The sequence below is a fragment of the Limnobacter sp. SAORIC-580 genome, from assembly GCF_013004065.1.
In the GTDB taxonomy this organism is placed as follows: Bacteria; Pseudomonadota; Gammaproteobacteria; order Burkholderiales; family Burkholderiaceae_B; genus Limnobacter; species Limnobacter profundi.
On sequence record NZ_CP053084.1, the window covers coordinates 710,041 to 726,699 of the forward strand.

At 52.7% G+C, this 16,659-nt stretch carries 17 protein-coding genes; 5 read left to right on the forward strand and 12 right to left on the reverse strand.

Annotated elements, in window-relative coordinates:
* Nucleotides 1-16: 16 nt before the first annotated feature.
* Nucleotides 17-511 (reverse strand): TadE/TadG family type IV pilus assembly protein, encoded by a 495-nt coding sequence (locus HKT17_RS03330; protein ID WP_171097821.1) that lies wholly within the window; start codon nucleotides 509-511, stop codon nucleotides 17-19.
* Between the two features lie 21 nt (nucleotides 512-532).
* Nucleotides 533-718 (reverse strand): Flp family type IVb pilin, encoded by a 186-nt coding sequence (locus HKT17_RS03335; protein ID WP_138517497.1) that lies wholly within the window; start codon nucleotides 716-718, stop codon nucleotides 533-535.
* A 250-nt stretch (nucleotides 719-968) separates the two neighbouring features.
* Between HKT17_RS03335 and HKT17_RS03340 the strand changes: the two genes are divergently transcribed.
* From HKT17_RS03340 to HKT17_RS03360, 5 genes are all read left to right on the forward strand, one after another.
* The gene (locus HKT17_RS03340; protein ID WP_171097823.1) at nucleotides 969-1,685 is read left to right on the forward strand and encodes an EcsC family protein; all 717 of its coding nucleotides are present in this window, start codon (nucleotides 969-971) and stop codon (nucleotides 1,683-1,685) included.
* A 111-nt stretch (nucleotides 1,686-1,796) separates the two neighbouring features.
* Nucleotides 1,797-5,387 (forward strand): indolepyruvate ferredoxin oxidoreductase family protein, encoded by a 3,591-nt coding sequence (locus tag HKT17_RS03345; RefSeq protein ID WP_171097825.1) that lies wholly within the window; start codon nucleotides 1,797-1,799, stop codon nucleotides 5,385-5,387.
* Nucleotides 5,362-6,297, forward strand: coding sequence for a PPK2 family polyphosphate kinase (locus tag HKT17_RS03350; protein ID WP_171097827.1), 936 nt, complete (start codon nucleotides 5,362-5,364; stop codon nucleotides 6,295-6,297). The genes HKT17_RS03345 and HKT17_RS03350 overlap by 26 nt, the downstream gene beginning before the upstream one ends.
* A 45-nt stretch (nucleotides 6,298-6,342) precedes the next feature.
* On the forward strand, nucleotides 6,343-6,729 hold the full coding sequence (locus HKT17_RS03355) for a hypothetical protein (RefSeq protein WP_171097829.1): 387 nt from the start codon (nucleotides 6,343-6,345) through the stop codon (nucleotides 6,727-6,729).
* A 105-nt stretch (nucleotides 6,730-6,834) separates the two neighbouring features.
* Nucleotides 6,835-7,974, forward strand: coding sequence for a mechanosensitive ion channel family protein (locus HKT17_RS03360; protein WP_171097831.1), 1,140 nt, complete (start codon nucleotides 6,835-6,837; stop codon nucleotides 7,972-7,974).
* Here HKT17_RS03360 and rfaE2 read toward each other — a convergent pair.
* The 10 genes from rfaE2 to HKT17_RS03410 all read right to left on the reverse strand — a co-directional run bounded on the left by rfaE2 (nucleotide 7,971) and on the right by HKT17_RS03410 (nucleotide 16,651).
* Nucleotides 7,971-8,465 carry a D-glycero-beta-D-manno-heptose 1-phosphate adenylyltransferase gene (gene rfaE2 / locus HKT17_RS03365; protein ID WP_171097834.1) on the reverse strand — a complete coding sequence of 165 codons (495 nt, stop codon included), beginning with the start codon at nucleotides 8,463-8,465 and terminating at the stop codon, nucleotides 7,971-7,973. The genes HKT17_RS03360 and rfaE2 overlap by 4 nt on opposite strands.
* Before the next feature lie 12 nt (nucleotides 8,466-8,477).
* Nucleotides 8,478-9,341 carry a ferritin family protein gene (locus HKT17_RS03370; protein ID WP_040512948.1) on the reverse strand — a complete coding sequence of 288 codons (864 nt, stop codon included), beginning with the start codon at nucleotides 9,339-9,341 and terminating at the stop codon, nucleotides 8,478-8,480.
* A gap of 131 nt (nucleotides 9,342-9,472) precedes the next feature.
* Entirely contained in the window at nucleotides 9,473-9,961 is a 489-nt protein-coding gene (locus HKT17_RS03375; protein WP_171097837.1) for a nuclear transport factor 2 family protein, read from the reverse strand.
* Nucleotides 9,945-10,754, reverse strand: coding sequence for an SDR family NAD(P)-dependent oxidoreductase (locus tag HKT17_RS03380; RefSeq protein WP_171097839.1), 810 nt, complete (start codon nucleotides 10,752-10,754; stop codon nucleotides 9,945-9,947). Before HKT17_RS03380 ends, HKT17_RS03375 begins: the two co-directional genes overlap by 17 nt.
* 12 nt (nucleotides 10,755-10,766) lie before the next feature.
* Nucleotides 10,767-11,333 carry a DUF3833 domain-containing protein gene (locus HKT17_RS03385; protein WP_171097841.1) on the reverse strand — a complete coding sequence of 189 codons (567 nt, stop codon included), beginning with the start codon at nucleotides 11,331-11,333 and terminating at the stop codon, nucleotides 10,767-10,769.
* Nucleotides 11,330-12,715, reverse strand: coding sequence for an MFS transporter (locus HKT17_RS03390; protein WP_171097843.1), 1,386 nt, complete (start codon nucleotides 12,713-12,715; stop codon nucleotides 11,330-11,332). The genes HKT17_RS03385 and HKT17_RS03390 overlap by 4 nt, the downstream gene beginning before the upstream one ends.
* A 15-nt stretch (nucleotides 12,716-12,730) precedes the next feature.
* A complete protein-coding gene (locus tag HKT17_RS03395; RefSeq protein ID WP_171097845.1) occupies nucleotides 12,731-13,300 on the reverse strand; it encodes a chalcone isomerase family protein in 570 nt (189 codons plus the stop codon).
* Entirely contained in the window at nucleotides 13,297-14,523 is a 1,227-nt protein-coding gene (locus HKT17_RS03400; protein ID WP_171097847.1) for an SAM-dependent methyltransferase, read from the reverse strand. The genes HKT17_RS03395 and HKT17_RS03400 overlap by 4 nt, the downstream gene beginning before the upstream one ends.
* Entirely contained in the window at nucleotides 14,520-15,338 is an 819-nt protein-coding gene (locus tag HKT17_RS03405; RefSeq protein WP_171097849.1) for a DUF1365 domain-containing protein, read from the reverse strand. The genes HKT17_RS03400 and HKT17_RS03405 overlap by 4 nt, the downstream gene beginning before the upstream one ends.
* A complete protein-coding gene (locus HKT17_RS03410; RefSeq protein WP_171097851.1) occupies nucleotides 15,338-16,651 on the reverse strand; it encodes an NAD(P)/FAD-dependent oxidoreductase in 1,314 nt (437 codons plus the stop codon). Before HKT17_RS03410 ends, HKT17_RS03405 begins: the two co-directional genes overlap by 1 nt.
* Between the last annotated feature and the right edge of the window lie 8 nt (nucleotides 16,652-16,659).

A 16,659-nucleotide genomic window follows, 5' to 3' on the forward strand; every position in this document is an offset into this window, starting at 1 on the left:
GGGCCCCCGGAAGAAATTACAGTGCGTCGGTGTTCTGGTACAGAACCACAGCGCTGGCGCTGAGTTGTTCTGGAAAAAAAGTATCTGCAAAAGGAATGTTGGACAAAAACGGATTCTCGGAAGTATTAAAAACTCCCCGAAATTCCAGGCAACTGAGGGCTGGGTTGGTGCCCGCGCCCAAGGCGTTGCCACAATCTGCTGCACCGGCCAATTGGTCGGTCGAAAAACTAAAGCCTGCGGGGTACATCGCGCTGGGCAGGGAATTCAACAACAATTGCCTGGCCGCAGCTTCCGGATCGGCAGTACTACCCGCAACAGCCACGCTTCGCGCAGCTTGAGATACGGCTGAGCTCAGCGTGTGTTGCACCATGAACAAGAGGCTGTAACCCACAATCGCAAAAATGACAGTGAGAACAACCGGCAACATCAAGGCCAACTCCACAAGCTGGGCACCGCGCTGTTGTTCAGCGCGGTTGGCGAATGAAGAGAGAGCCCGAGTGGCTGTATTCATGATCACTTCATCGTGAGAGTTTTACTCTCCGCCACCGGTCAGGGAGTTCACGATGTTGGTGAATGCAGTATCCAAACCGTCACCCAAAGTCGCAAAACCAGCCACTGCAAGTGCTACTACCAAGGCCGCGATTACTGCGTACTCGATCAAGGAGGCACCTTCTTCCTTACGTTTCAAAACCAACTGCTTGTTTGCTGCTTTGCTCATGACATTCACTCCTGTGTGAAAACATCGAACTCTAGATCGAATTCCCCCATATTAGGGGTACTCCAAATGGATCAAAACCACAATCAGACCGTGAATTGCACCATCTATTCACAATTTTGACCCCAAGGACCACAGCAATCCTAGGGAAATACCCCCAAACTGATTACTCCTTGTGAGTTACGATAGTAAACCAAGTCTGTGACTTGTTGATTAGTACTATTAGAAACAATTTGCCTTTGATGAATTATTCATGCAAAAGACCAATTTACCCAGAGCCCTAATGGGGCCCCTGCATGCCGTAATCGGTCTAGTCACCGGTGGAGTGCCCGTTTCCAAAGAGCCGGGCAAGGCCAGGCGTCCCTATGAACGCTCGAAAGAAATTACGCAGAAGGCCTGCGCGAAGGCAGCTGCAGTGTCAGGCAGCTTGGCTTTGCCCGTGGGCCCCCTGGGCATGCTCACCGTGTTGCCCGACCTTATTATTGTGTGGCGTATTCAGGCACAAATGGTTGCTGATATTGCTGTGGCTTTTGGTCACAAAAAACCGTTGACCGAGCAAGATTTGATGACGTGCCTGTTTAGCCATGTCGCGGGAACGGCTGTGCGTGAGTACGAAAGATCAATTCCCTTGGAGCATGAAGAGAGATCGGGTAAGTCGGTCCTTGATTTGATCGACCGCTTCACTCGCAGTGGCAGCCGTGATGTGGCCACTCGGGTCACCAAACAAATTGGGCAGGTGGTATTTGAGCGAGTGGCCAAACGCACCGCGTCCCGAATTGTGCCTTTGGCCGGCGCAGCTGTTGTGTCTGCCTATGCTGCGCTGGATACCAAAGAAGTTGCGCGCACTGCGGTTGAAATGTTTTCTGGTGAAAAATTGCCAGCCCGCAAAACCAAGAAAAGTTACCCAAGGCCAGAGGAAATGTTCAACGTGGACAATGTGAAAGAAATTCAACCCGACCAAGGGGCTTGAACGCTCGCGGGCTCTGTGTAACACTCAGACAGAGCCTCGTGTTGCTCACAAGGCAAACCCAAGGCACCTCGCACTCGCAGAAACGCATCAGTTTCGTGGAGGAAAGTGGTCATGAATGCCCCTCAGTACCCGCTGCACCGCGCAGTCACGCTCAGTGACAAATACACCCTCTCCCAAGGAAAAATTTACCTGACAGGCACGCAAGCCCTGGTGCGACTCATGTTGCTTCAGTCACAGCTGGATCGCATGAATGGCTTGAACACTGGCGGATTCGTGTCGGGTTATCGGGGGTCACCCCTCGGGGGTGTGGACCAGGCATTTTGGGCGGCACAACAATTTTTGAGGCCTGCTAACATTCACTTTCAGGCCGGTGTGAATGAAGACCTCGCCGCCACTGCCGTGTGGGGCAGTCAGCAACTTAACCTGTTTCAAGGCGCAACCGTCGATGGTGTTTTTGGCCTTTGGTATGGCAAAGGGCCGGGTGTGGACCGAAGCCTTGATGTGTTCAAACATGCCAATGCAGCAGGCACCTCCAAACACGGTGGCGTGTTACTGGTGGCGGGCGATGACCACGCCGCGAAAAGCTCCACCTTGCCGCACCAGTCTGACCATGTGCTGAAAGCGGCCATGATTCCGGTGCTGTTTCCAAGCAATGTGCAGGAAATTCTCGACTTCGGTGTGCTCGGATACACGATGAGTCGCTATGCCGGTGTATGGGTTGGCATGAAGACGGTGGCCGATGTGGTGGAGTGCTCTGCTACTGTGGATATTGACCCCGACCGACACCGGTTTGTGTTGCCCACTGATTTCGACATGCCTGAGGGCGGTTTGAATATTCGCTGGCCCGATACAGCCTTGGCCCAGGAAGCCCGTTTGATTGATCACAAGTTGTATGCCGCGCTGGCTTTTTGCAGGGCCAATGGCATTAACAAAACCGTGATTGATTCGCCCTCGGCGCGTTTTGGCATCGTGGCCACCGGCAAAGCATTTCAGGACACTTTGCAGGCCTTGAATGATTTGGGTTTGAACCCGCAACGTTGTGCAGAAATAGGTTTGCGGGTTTATAAAGTAGGCATGGTGTGGCCGCTGGATGCCGTAGGCATAAGGGAATTTGCCAAGGGTTTGCAAGAAATTCTCGTGATTGAAGAAAAGCGCCAGTTGGTGGAATACCAGATTAAAGAGGAACTGTACGCTTGGCGCGAGGATGTACGCCCCAAGGTGTACGGCAAGTTTGATGAAAGGCTCTCGGAGGACGGTCGCGAAGGCGGGGAGTGGTCCCTGCCACAAGGCAATTGGTTGTTGCCCAGTCACTACGAGCTAGACCCCGCATTGATTGCTCAGGCCATTGCCAAACGCCTGCGGCACGTGCAGTTGCCTGCCGATATCAAAACCAGAATTGATCAGCGGATCGGCGCCATTGCGCACAGCCATGACGTGGGTCATTCAACGCATTTACCCGTGGAACGCAAACCCTATTTTTGCTCGGGGTGCCCACACAACACCTCGACGAAAGTACCTGAGGGCAGCCGTGCCATGGCCGGCATTGGTTGCCATTACATGGCCGTGTGGATGGACCGGAATACCCAAACCTACACACAAATGGGCGGCGAGGGTGTGCCCTGGATAGGGCAGGCACCTTTTACACAAACCCAACATGTGTTTGCCAACCTGGGCGATGGCACCTATTTCCACTCGGGTATTCTGGCCATTCGGGCCAGCGTTTCAGCAGGCGTGAATATCACCTACAAGTTGCTGTACAACGATGCCGTCGCCATGACCGGCGGACAACATCTGGATGGCACACTCACCGTGCCACAACTAACCCGCCAGCTGGCTGCTGAAGGCGTTGCCAAAATTGTAATTGTCAGTGACAACCCCGCGCCACACCTGCGCAATGTGCCGGACGACCCAAAGGCCGAGGGCATTGAAGTGTTTCACCGCCGGGACATGGACACCGTGCAAAAATTGCTGCGCGACATCAAAGGCACCACAGTGCTTGTGTATGAGCAAACCTGTGCCTCGGAAAAACGCCGCAGGCGCAAGCGCACCGACCCGGCCACGGGCCAATTGCAGTTCCCGAACCCTGCAAAGCGCGTGTTGATTAACCCGCGAGTCTGCGAGGGCTGCGGTGACTGCTCCAAACATTCCAATTGTTTGTCGATCGAGCCCGTATCAACGCCCTGGGGTGTCAAACGCACCATTAACCAATCCACCTGCAACAAAGACTACAGCTGCCTTGAAGGGCTTTGCCCAAGCCTGGTGACGGTGGAAGGCGGTGAGTTGCGAAAGCCCGATACTTCAGCGCACCACAGCGCGCTTACCAAAGCTTGCGCCAGTCTTGTTGAGCCTCATTTTCACATTCATCCTGATGAACTGACTCAACGCCATGCCGTGCTGATCAATGGCGTGGGTGGCACCGGTGTGGTCACTATTGGCGCATGGCTGGGCATGGCCGCGCATTTGCAGGGTATGGAAGCTTTGGCACTGGACATGGCCGGGTTGGCGCAAAAGGGCGGTGCCGTGTTTTCGCATGTGCAGTTTGCCCCGGCGGGCAACGCTTTGGCATCTTCCAAAATTCCCGTGGGCGAGGCTGATTTGATGATCGGCGGCGACCTGATCGTGTCTGCGCATGAAAAAACACTGGAACTACTGAACAGCGCTGCATTTGTGGTGGTGAATACCGACACGCCACCCACAGCCGATTTTATTGCCCAGCGCGACTGGTGCGCGCCCGTTAAACAAATGCACACCGATATTGCACGGGCCTTGAATAACCCCGAGCAGCATTACACGCCGATTCGGGCCCAGTGGTTGGCCCAGAGGCTGTTTGGCGACACCGTGTATGCCAATGCACTGCTGCTGGGCGCCGCCTGGCAACGCGGTTGTTTGCCCTTGCACCTGGCTGCCCTGCGCCAAGCCATTGAATTGAATGGCGTGAAGGTGACTGAAAACCTGCTTGCCTTTGATGCGGGTCGTGTGGCGGTGTCAAAGCCTGGTTTGCTTGAGCAGATGTTGGAAAAGAATATTGCACCCAACAGTCAGTTTGAAAGTGATGACGAGAAGCTGATGCGTTATCAAGCTGAATTGACGCAGTATCAAAACAGTCAACTGGCAGAGCGCTTCAAAGCCAGGGTGTTGCCCTTGCGCGCCGGGTTTGATTCTCAGGGTTTGAACCACCAGTGGATGCGCCTGTGCAGCACCTATTTCAAATTACTGGCCTTCAAGGACGAGTTTGAGGTGGCCCGCTTGCACACCAATCCCGAGTGGAAACGGCAGACCATGGCGCAATTTGAACCGGGTGCGAAGTTGTATTTTCACTTTGCCCCCACTTGGCTGGCTGGGCATGGCAACCGGCCGCGGAAAATAAAACTGGGCCCCTGGATTGACCCGGTGCTCAGGGTTTTGGCGGGAATGCGCCACTTGAGAAACACGATATTTGATCCATTTAGAGGAAGTTTAGAGCGTAAAAACCAGACTTTACTGGTGACTTGGTTTGAAACCTGGTTGGAACTGATGCACAATAATCCTTCAATGTTGCAGCACAGCAAACAGACCGATCACCTTCTTGACCTGTTTAATCAGGTGAAAGGATTCGGTCAGGTTCGTGCCCAATCATTTGAACAAGTGCGGTTCGAGATTCAAAAGTCCGTGGAAAACAAGCACAACCTGGATCAGCATGACCAAAGCAGACAACAAACCTGAAACCAAAGTCACCAAACGCAAAGAAACCAAGCGCTCTGAAAAAGTGTTACCCGATGCCTTGGTGCCCGAGAGCCAGTGGGAAATTTTAGGCCAGGCCTGCATGGTCAACGGCAAGGCAGTTCGCTTGCGACAATGGCCAACGCGTTATGGCGACATGCCTTCCAAAGAAGACATGCACGAGCGGGTCGATCAATTGTCGGAGCGCTTAAACCACCTGCTGACCTGTCTGTATGCGCAAGGCGAACACAAACTGCTTGTCATTTTGCAGGGCATGGACACTGCAGGAAAAGACGGCGCTGCCCGTGCCATTATGCGTTCAGTGCACCCCATGGCTTTGCGCATGGTGTCGTTCAAAGAGCCCTCCGAGCAAGAAGCAGCGCATGATTTTTTGTGGCGGGTTCACCCCCATGTACCGGGCGCAGGCCAGTCGGTCATTTTCAACCGTTCACATTACGACGGCATCATCATGCCGATTATTCAAGACAATGTATCGGCCACCTGGCTTGACGAACGCATTCGCCAAGCCAACGACTTTGAACGTCTCCTGGTTGAAACCGGCACCACAGTCTTGAAAATATTCTTGAATATTTCCCGTGAAGAACAACACCAGCGCATGATTGAACGTTGGGAAACCCCCGACAAGCGCTGGAAGTTGACCGAAAAAGATCTTCACTGTGGCGAAAACTACAGCATGTATGCCAATGCCTATGAACAGGTGCTGGAAAAAACCTGCACCAAGCAGGCACCCTGGTGGATTATCCCCGCCGATCACAAAGGATTCCGGAACATGCTGGTGGCCGAAATTTTGGTCGGTACGCTTGAGCGTATGGGCCTGGCTTGGCCCGAGCCCGATCCGGCTGTAGCCAAAAGCGAGTTCTGGAAAAAGCCGTCAACCGGCCAGGCAACATGACCGTTATTTGGGTTCCCAAACAACATTCGATAGGGGACCTTAACCATGAATAAAAATACATTGAAACTTGCCGTGCTCAGCAGTGCCCTGATGTTTTCTGCCTCCGCCATGGCGGTGGGCTTGGGGGTGAACACAGGTGTTGGCGTGAAAGCTGAAGTGCCCGGTGTTTCCTTGAATGCAGACGCCAAGGCAAAAGCAGATGCCAACGCAAACGCCAATGCCGATTTGAAAGGCAAGTCCAGTGCGGCCGTGAAAGGCGCAAAGTCTCAAGGCGATGAAATGCGCAGTGAAGCTGGTGCCTTGCATTCCGAGGCCAAAGGCGAGGTGGGCAAGCGTACGGGTCAACTTGAATCTGCTGCCGATGTGAAAGCCAAAGCTGACGTGAAAGCCGATGTGAAGGCCGGCGGCAATCTGAAGGCTGACAAGAAGTAATAGTCTGTTTAACTCGGTTTACAAAAGCTTGAAAATGCCCCCTCGGGGGCATTTTTGCTGTTCAGGTTCTCTACACTGTTCCTTTCAATTCAAACAAAAGTAGTCATGAATTTTTCCAGCCTGCAAGAATGGCTTGTCAACCTGGGTGTACCCAGCGGTGTTTTTACTTACAACACCTGGGTATATCAGGTTTTCATGGTGGTATTTCTCACACTCCTGGTCAGCTATACCGTGGGTTTGATTTTCAACCGCCTGGGTCGGTTTGCTGAAAAATCGAACAACCCCTGGGACGATGTGTTCCTGGAAAGTGCCCGCAAACCCCTGAAAATTCTGATCTGGTTGCTGGGCATTTCCTGGGCCGCCAGAATTACCCATACCGCAAACAATGCGGAAATATTCGAATTCATCGATCCTGTTCGCAGGGTGGGTGTGATTGTGTTGATTACCTGGTTCCTGTTTGGTTTGGCCAAGCGATTCGAGCTTGCACTTCAAAGCCCGGATAGAGTGAAAGAACCGCTGGACGCCACCACAGCCAGCGCCATCGGCAAGTTGCTTCGCGCCTCCATTGTCATCACCGCTGCCTTGGTTATTCTTCAAAACCTCGGGTTCAGTATTTCTGGTGTGCTGGCGTTTGGTGGTGTGGGTGGCATTGCTGTGGGTTTTGCTGCGAAAGATTTGCTGGCGAATTTTTTCGGTGGCCTCACCGTATACATGGACCGCCCCTTTGTGGTGGGCGACTGGGTGCGTTCACCTGACAAAAATATTGAGGGCACTGTCGAACACATCGGCTGGCGACTCACGCGCATACGCACTTTTGACAAGCGCCCGCTGTATGTACCCAACGCCACTTTCAGCACCATTTCACTGGAGAACCCCTCGCGCATGACGCACCGTCGAATTCAGGAAACAATTGGCGTGCGATATGAGGACCTGCAACAGGTGCGCAGTATTGTTGATGCGGTCAAGCGCATGTTGATTGAGCACGCCGAAATTGATGACAATCAAACCCTGATTGTGAATTTGAATCAGTTTGCAGACTCAAGCGTGAACTTGATGGTGTATACGTTTACGAAAACAACAATTTGGGTGAAGTACCACGAGGTGAAGCAGGATGTGTTGTTGAAAATCGCCGAGATTATTGAGCAGCACGGCGCTGAAATTGCGTTCCCCACCACCACATTGCACGTGGCCAGCCTGCCAGAACAGTTTGCACAGGCAGGCGTTGCGCCAGCCACCAAGCCTTAAAGTTTGCGTATTTTCTCGAGCGTGGCGGTGGTGCTGCGCTCGTGTTCAAACGCGATGGACAGCGCTGTGCCCCCCCAACTTTGAACTTCTTTGGCTCCCACCATTTTTTCAACAGGCCAATCGCCACCTTTCACCAGCACATCCGGGCGTGCCGCCAGAATGGCGTTCAAAGGCGTGTCTTCTTCGAAGTAAGTAACCAAGGCTACGCACTCCAGTGCAGCCAGAACATGCATGCGATCAACTTGGGTGTTGATGGGGCGGTCTGGGCCTTTGCCCAGGCGTTTGACTGATTCGTCAGAATTCACAGCCACAATCAGGCTTTGCCCTTCTTGCGCGGCTTGGTCCAGATAAGTGACGTGTCCACGGTGCAACAAATCAAAAACCCCGTTGGTAAACACCACGGGGCCTTTGAGTTGTTTTGCGCGCTCGGCAAGCTCGCTGGGGTGGCACACCTTTTTTTCAAAGCGAGCCGGTTTTCCGGTTGTTGTCATGGTGCAATCAAATCAGGCAGCGTTGCCAACGGGCGGTTCGGTTGCGCCCAAACGCGCCATCACTTCCTTGCGGTAGCGGTTCAGGTCTTGTACCGATTCAAAAGTGCGTTCAAACAACAAGCTCATGTTGTGCAAAATGCGGTCAACCACTTTCTTTTCCCAATCGGCGTCAAAGCGAATTTGACCATCCAGCCAGTTTTCCAGCCAATCGGGATCGGGCAGGCGGCTTTGCACCGTGTCGTTGGGGAACAGGTCTTTGTTCACATGCAAATTGGTGGGGTGCAAAGGTTTTTGGGTGCGGCGGGCCGAAGCCATGAGCACGCCAATTTTGCTGAATGCAGCACGTGCACCATCGCCCACTTCCACCAAGGCTTTTTTCATGTAACGCAGGTAAGCGCCACCGTGGCGTGCCTCGTCATGCGAAATGATTTTGTAGATTTGTTTGATGACCGGCTCGGTGTGCCAATCCGAGGCGCAACGGTACCAGTGATTCAAGCGTATTTCACCGCAGAAGTGCAGCATCAGTGTTTCAAGGGGCGGTGCCGGGTCGAATTCAAATCGCACGGCATGCAGTTCTTCTTCGGTGGGCAGCAGGTCGGGGCGGAAACGGCGCAAGTATTCCATCAAGACCAGCGAGTGCTTTTGCTCTTCAAAAAACCAGATGGACATGAAGGCCGAGAAGTCGCTGTCGTGTTTGTTGTCACGCAAGAACATTTCTGTGGCGGGCAAGGCCGACCACTCGGTAATTGCGTTCATTTTGATGGTTTGGGCCTGCTCTTCAGACAACTTGGAGGCATCAAACTGATCCCAGTTGATGTCCTTTTCCATGTTCCAACGAACGGACTCCAATGACCTGAATAACTCTGGATACAACATGTTGCTCCACCTTCACTGAATAGATTTGACTTTGTGATTTTAACAAGACATGTCATGAAGCGCATGAAGATTTGGTGACACGGGGCATTTATGTGCACATGTGTACGCCGAAACAGGTCTGATTCCTGCTTTTAGCCTGCCTGTTTTTTCAACCAGCGCATCAGTCCCCCCAGCATCGGGATCTTCTCGTACAGCTCCTCAGCCGTGTCCCAATAGTCTCTGTGTGACTGCACAAGGCCGTTTTGGTTCAACTGCAGGTGCGACGACCCTTTGATGCACTGCACTTGTCCCACCTTGAAACGCTTCATCTCGAACAGGAAGTCCCAAGCCATAAACACTTGTTGCCCCGATTGAAATGCAGTGTGCACCACAAAGCGCGGGTTATTAACCTGATGAAACATCTCGCCAAAAATACGGGCGATGTCCTCTACCCGGTTCACTTCGTTGAACGGGTCTTTGAAATAAGCGTCACCCGCATAAAACCTGGGCATGTCAGCCACGGTTTGCTCGGTCAGGTGCTCAAAAAAATCGATTAGTCTGCGCAGGGGTTCAGACAATTGCTGGCGATCCAGCGGGGCCAAGCCACCTGTTTTGTTGGCGGTGTTATTTGCTTTGCTCATGGCCCAGTTCCGCCTTGTTTTTGTTCGCAGTAATTTTACGCACTGCAGCAAAGTACAGTGAATACGGCAGTATGCGCAGTGTGCGCAAGGTGCGGGTGAATGCCTTGGGGAAATGGATTTCGAACTCGCCCTTTTCTAGACCGGTAATAATTTCCTGTGCAGCTTTTTCAGCAGTAATCAGAAATGGCATGGGAAACGTGTTTTTGCGGGTCAGCGGTGTGTCTACAAAGCCCGGGTTCACCACGCTGACGCCCACGTGGTGGGGCTGTAACTCCACATGCAAGGCCTCAGCCAGGTTGATCAATGCAGCTTTGGTGGGGCCGTAGGCCAGTGAATTTGGCAATCCCCGATAACCCGCCACACTCGAGACGATGGCCAGGTGCCCCGACTTTTGTTCAAGTAGCTTGGGTAGCGCATTGGCCAGCACATACATGGTGCCGTTGAGGTTCACATCAATTTGTTGTTTTACTTTTTCAATGTCGAACTCAGCAACTGACATCTCGGAATAAGTGCCTGCCATCAACACAATCAAATCAACGCCACCCCAAGCGGCCATAACGTTGTCGAAAGCCGTTTTCACAGCAGCTTGTTGGGTAATGTCCAGGGGCAGGGCAGTGGCATGCTGCAATTCTCCGGCCAGTGTGGTCAGTTTGTCCGCACTGCGCGCCGACAACATTTGTTTGCAGCCGAGTTGGTCCAACTGGCGGGCCAAGGCCTCACCAATGCCGGTAGAAGCGCCCACCAGCCACACCCGCTTGTTTTGCCACTGGGTCAGTTTCGGGTTAAAGCTCATGCGGGTTCCTTCTTAATCTCGTTTGCGAAAGCTCAATAGCACCTCGCCCAATTCAATTCCGAATTTGCTCATGGTGGCACGGTTAAGCATCACCTTGTCATCCATCTGGTACATCCAGTCATCGAACTGCACTTCATAGGTGGTGCCGTCGACTGGCAGCAGCATGGTGTATTTCCATTGAAATGCATTGCCTGAAGTTTCGCCATTGGCTTGCCCCAGCACATCGCCGGCGGTGCCGGTGTACTTGTTGCCGTCTTTTTTCAATGTCCACACCCGTTTTTGGGTGGTGCCATCGGAGTAAGTAAAGTCTTCATCCAGCACGCCGGTGTTGCCATCCCAGGTGCACTTCATGACCACGGTGAAACGCTTCACCACTTTACCCGAGCGGTCTTGAAACACACCCCATGCATCAATGGTGCCATTGAAATATTCTTTTAAGTCGAGCACCGGTTTTTCCTGTGCATAGTCTGCGGGTTGCGGGCTTGCGCAAGCGGTTAAAACCAACGCACCTGCCAGGGCTAGGAAAGCCAGTTGCAGTTTGCGTGCCCATTGTTTTACCCATTGCTTTGCGATAGTCATGCTGTACTCCCAATTGCGGTGTTGCTTGTTGTTCGGTTCAGGCTGGCCAGGCCACTGCGGCCCAATAGCACAATGGCCAGCAACTTCAAGGCGCAGGGCACCAAGGCATAAACCCACAGTAGTGGGTCGTTGGCCAGTTGTTGCAGCAAGCCCATGTTTTGGTAAGACTCGGTTTTTGCCATGTCGGCTGAATAGCTGAACCACTGCAAGGTGCCCAGCGCAAAGCTGGGTGCCAATGCCAGGTTGAATTTGTTGATCCAGTTCCAGAGTCCAAAGTAAGTGCCTTCAGTTTTGCCACGTTCACCGTTTTCTTCAATCAGGCGGGCCACCAGGGCTGCGGGTAGTGACAAATCGGCGCCCAAGGCAAAGCCGGTGACTACGCATACAAACAGATAGCCTGCCAAGTCACCTTCACCCAGCACAACCACAATGATGAAGGCAGGTATGGACAACACCATGCCCAATAACCATGAGCGCGCCAGGCCAATTTTACTGGCCAGCCATACCCAGAATACTGTGGATGCAGCACCCACTAAAAAGTACACAGCCAGCACCCATTGATCCGAATCGCCCAAGCCAAGGCGATCGCGCATGTAAAAAGGCACCAGTGTGGCAGGCAGTGCAGCGGCCAGACCGTTGCACAGAAACACACCCATTAACTTGCGAAAGTTTTTTCGACGCAAGGGTTGCACAATGTCGGCAAAGCCTTTGCGAATCGCAGCGGCCGCGCTGGCCTGCGCGTTGTTGAAAGTTTCAGCAAACGGGCTCGCGGCTTGTTGTGCTGTTCGGTCGGGTTTGGGTGAAAACTTAAGCAATAAAAACATGCCCAACACCAGCATTACCGCGAATACTGTGAATATCAGTCCCGCATTCGTTTCAAGTGCCAGCGACACGGCAAACACCACACCCAGAATACCCACGCCTTCACGCACTGCCACATAGGTTGAGCGTTCCTTGTCGGTGTGCCCAAGTTCAGCCCCCCAGGCCTGGTAAGCAATGCTGGCGAAGCTGTAGCCAAGGTGCACCACGATCAAGCTTACCATCAGGCTGGCTGCATATTCAGTGGGTGTATTGCCCACCGGGAAAAACACACCTGCCATGCCCAGCAACAACAAAGGTACAGCCAGGAGCAAGGGCAGGGCGTAGCGGTTTCCCTGTCCGCTGCGTCGGTCAACCCACAAGCCGATGGCAGGGTCAAGCACTGCATCGAGCAGGCGCGACAACAGCAGGATGATACCCACCCAAGCGGACGGTACTTCGTAAATGCGGGAGTACAGGTAGGGCACCTGAATGTAGATGGGCACGGCCACCGCGCCCAGGGCCCAGCCCAGAAGGCCGTAGTTCAGCAGATCTTTGGCGCTGGTGCGGGGCAGTTGGTTCATGTCGGCGAGGCCGTATCAGCGCTTCAAGCCAATCAATTCGCGGCGCATTTCAGGCGCAGAAGTTTTTGGGTCCAACCAAATACCCATGAAAGCCTCGGCAAGTTCCGGGTCGTCCACTTTGGCCAGTGGCAAACCGTTGCGGAAAAATTGAACTCCCTTGCCCGGTGTAAAAAGGGCACTCAAGGTGTGGCCTTTTTTCACATCCGGAAAAATCTCATTCAGCTTTACCAGCCAACCTTGGCGTTGCACCTCAGTACCAGCGCCAATTTCTTCCATTTCATCAATGCTGCGCTCGGCAATGTCGCTGCCTTCAAAATCGCGGGCGTATTTCAGTTCAAGCCAAGAGGGGTCACGTTTGTAGTTAAATCCTTCGGGGTCGGCGTTCGACCACAATTGCCCGTCATACACCCGCAAACCGAACCAGCGCAGTGTACCGTAGCCCATCAGCTTTGCATTCTCAATGGTTTGCGTGACCTGTTTGGGCGGGGCATTCAAGTTGCTGTTGGCCAGCGCGAAGGGTGCAGTGCCCAGCAGGACCAGACACAACAATGCGCGTTGAATGAACTGAACCGGAAACAACTTCATTGATTCTCCACTTTCTCGAGATAAAACTGAATGACATCGGTGCTTTCATATTCAAAGCCGGCTTCACAGTAAGCCAGGTAAAACTCCCAGGTACGAATGAACGGATCATCAAAGCCCTGGTTTTTCACCTGTTCCAGTGTTTTCATGAATTGCACTCGCCACCGGCGCAATGTTTCAGCATAGTCTTTTCCAAAGGCTTTTTCCGACACCACACGCAAACCATGCTTTTCTGCCATGGCTCTGAACTTGGCGGGCGAGGGCAACATGCCGCCCGGGAAAATATATTGCTGAATAAAATCGGTGCCTTTGCGGTAACGGTCAAACAATTCGTCTTGAATCACGATGGTTTGAATGGCCGCTTTGCCGCCCGTCTTCAGAAGGCGGTTCACCGACTGAAAATACGCTGGCCAGTATTCTTCGCCCACAGCTTCAAACATTTCAATCGATGCAATGTGGTCAAACTGGCCACGGCAATCCCGGTAATCTTGCAGGCGGAAGTCGGCTTGTTCTGCAAAACCCTGTTTGGCCAAGCGCGTCTTGGCGTAGGCCAGTTGCTCCGTTGACAAGGTCAGGCCCACCAGGTTTGCACCTGCGGCACATGCTTTTTCTGCAAAACCACCCCATCCGCATCCAATTTCCAGAACTTGCTCACCAGCCTTGGGGCTCAGGTAGTTGAGCATGGCTTGGTATTTGGCGTGTTGGGCCTGTTCCAAACTCAAGCTGGTGTCACCGTCAAACAGTGCACTGGAGTAGGTCATTGTGGGGTCTAGCCACAACTGGTAAAACGGATTGCCCAAATCGTAATGGGCATGAATGTTTTTCTTGGCCTGTGCTTTGGTGTTGCGGTTTAGCAGGTGTTTGATTTTGTAGGCAATGCTGCCCAGAAAACTGCCATAAATAACGGTTTCTACTGCTTTGCGGTTTTCCAGAAACACGCCAAGAATGGAGGCTATGTCGTGCGTTTCCCATTCACCCGCAATGTAGGCTTCAGCAAAACCAATATCGCCTGCCTTCAAGGCTCGCTGGCACACAGCCCACGAGTTCAGCTTGATTTTCGCGCTGGGCTGGTCTTCTTCGCCACCAAACAACAGGTGTACGCCTTCTGGAGTCACAATCTCCAGGCGGCCTTTTTTCAGTTTGGTCAGCAATTTCAGGGTCCACTGTGCCGACGAGGGTGCGTGGCTGGGCAGTTGGAACTGGGAAAAAGTAATGGCTTGAGTCATGCTTCGAGTTCAGTCTGCGTAATTGTTTGACGGGGTGGTGCTGGCTTGCCGTGAAACTTTGCGCCTTTCAGCAGAAGTTTCACCGCTTGCCAATGAATTTTTGCGATCACGGCCAATGTAAACCAACCGTATTTCAATAAGGTTTTACCCCAAAGCAGGGTGCTTGGATGCATCAGTTCTCCGCTCACGCTGGTGCTGAGCTGTTGAACTTGTTCTTCAAAATAGTTAATGCGCGCCAGTGAGTGGTCTGCACTGCTGACAAACCGGAACTCATAACGACCCGACACCGGGAAAAAAGGTGACACATGAAATTCTTTCCTGGCATGCAGCAGCATGCCTTTGTTCAATGGGGCCTTGCTTTCCGGGGCCGTTAGCAAATAGAAGTGTCGTTCACCAAAGGTATTGTTCACCTCGCACATCACGGCACGGCACTGTTGCGCCTCATCGTGGAAATACCAAAAACTGACCGGGTTGAATACGTAGCCCAGCACCTTGGGGAAGGTGTGCAAATGCACAGGGCCTTGAAGTGCCAAGCCTGTTTCCAATTCAACCTTGCGCACCAAATTACAAACAAACTCGGGAAACTTCAGCGTGTGCGCCTCGAACCCGTAATTGTGTGCCGACACCGACACCAAACCCTTGCCGTCAATTACCGGGTAAGCATGTGTGGGTTTTGAATCGGATTGAGTCGAGAAAACAAGACGAACAAAGCAGGCGCCCGTGGTAAAACCGTTTGCTTTGGGAAGTGCCCGGTGATGTTTCACCATGCCCCAAGCCAGTTTCACTTCATTGAGTTGAAAACGCCCTCGCGCCATCAAGCCGCCTTTTGTGTGGTTTTCGTCAACTTGTCGATCACCGCCCGCGCGGCATTCAAGCCAGACGTATGTCCATCTTCGTGAAAACCATATTTCATCCACGCACCTGCCAGGTAGACATTGTTCAAGCCCTGAAGTTCGGCCAATGCTTGTTGGGCCTGAACCGCTGGCACATCAAAAACGGGGTGCGAATAATGAATTTCCCTGAACACCTGCTTTGGGTCGGGCTGAATAATCGGGTTCAGTGTCACGAAAATTGGCGTTTTCACTGGCAGTGGTTGAAGCAGATTGCTCCAGTAGGTAACCGATACGCTGGGTTGAGGATTCAGCACATCACTCAAATAATTCCAGGATGACCATGTGCTGCGGGTTTTGGGCATCAGTTTTACATCGGTGTGCAGGTACGCCACGTTGGCTTGGTACTTGATGTGTTGCAACTGGTGTTTCTGGGCTTCGTTGCCTTTGAGCATTCCCAACGCTTCATCACTGTGGCAGGCCAAAATCACATAATCAAATTCCTGCTCGCCCAATTTTGTTTTTAGGGTGGGTTTTGTACCTGTGGAATTTACTTCCAGCACAGGGGTGCTCTGGTGCACCTCGTCGACAAAAGGCAATATTTTTTGCACGTAATTGCGCGCGCCGTTCTTAACGGTGAACCACTTGGGCCTGTCGTTCACCTGCAACAATCCGTGGTTGTGGCAAAACTGAATGAATGTGGCCAAAGGGAAGGCAAGCATTTGTTCGCTGGGGCAAGACCAAATTGCGGCGGCCATCGGGATCAAATACCAGTCTCTGAATTCTGCGCTGTATTTTTCCTCGACCAGGTAGTCGCCCAAATGCATTTTCGCCTTGCTTTGGAAAAGTGCCGCACGCCCCGCATCGGCCACCATGGCGGTGGCCTCTTTGTTAAAGCGCAAAATATCCAGCAGCATGCGAATAAAACGTGGGCGTAACAAATTGCGGCGTTGCGCAAACACCGTGTTCAGGTTTGTGCCTGCCCATTCAATATTCAATTCAGGCAAACACACTGAAAAGGACATATCCGATTCCACGGTTTCTACCGAAAGTTCGTCGAACAGGCGAATCAGGTTGGGGTAGGTGCGCTCGTTGTACACCAGAAAGCCGGTGTCCACCGCCACCTGCTTGCCTTCCACTTCGATGTCCACCGTGTTGGTGTGGCCCCCAATGTAATCATTGGCCTCGAACAGGGTGGTGTGGGCATGGCCGCGCAGTGCATAGGCAGCGGTCAGGCCGGAAATTCCGCCACCCACAATGGCAACTTTGGGCAGTAATTCTTTTGAATTCTTGATCATGTGTACTC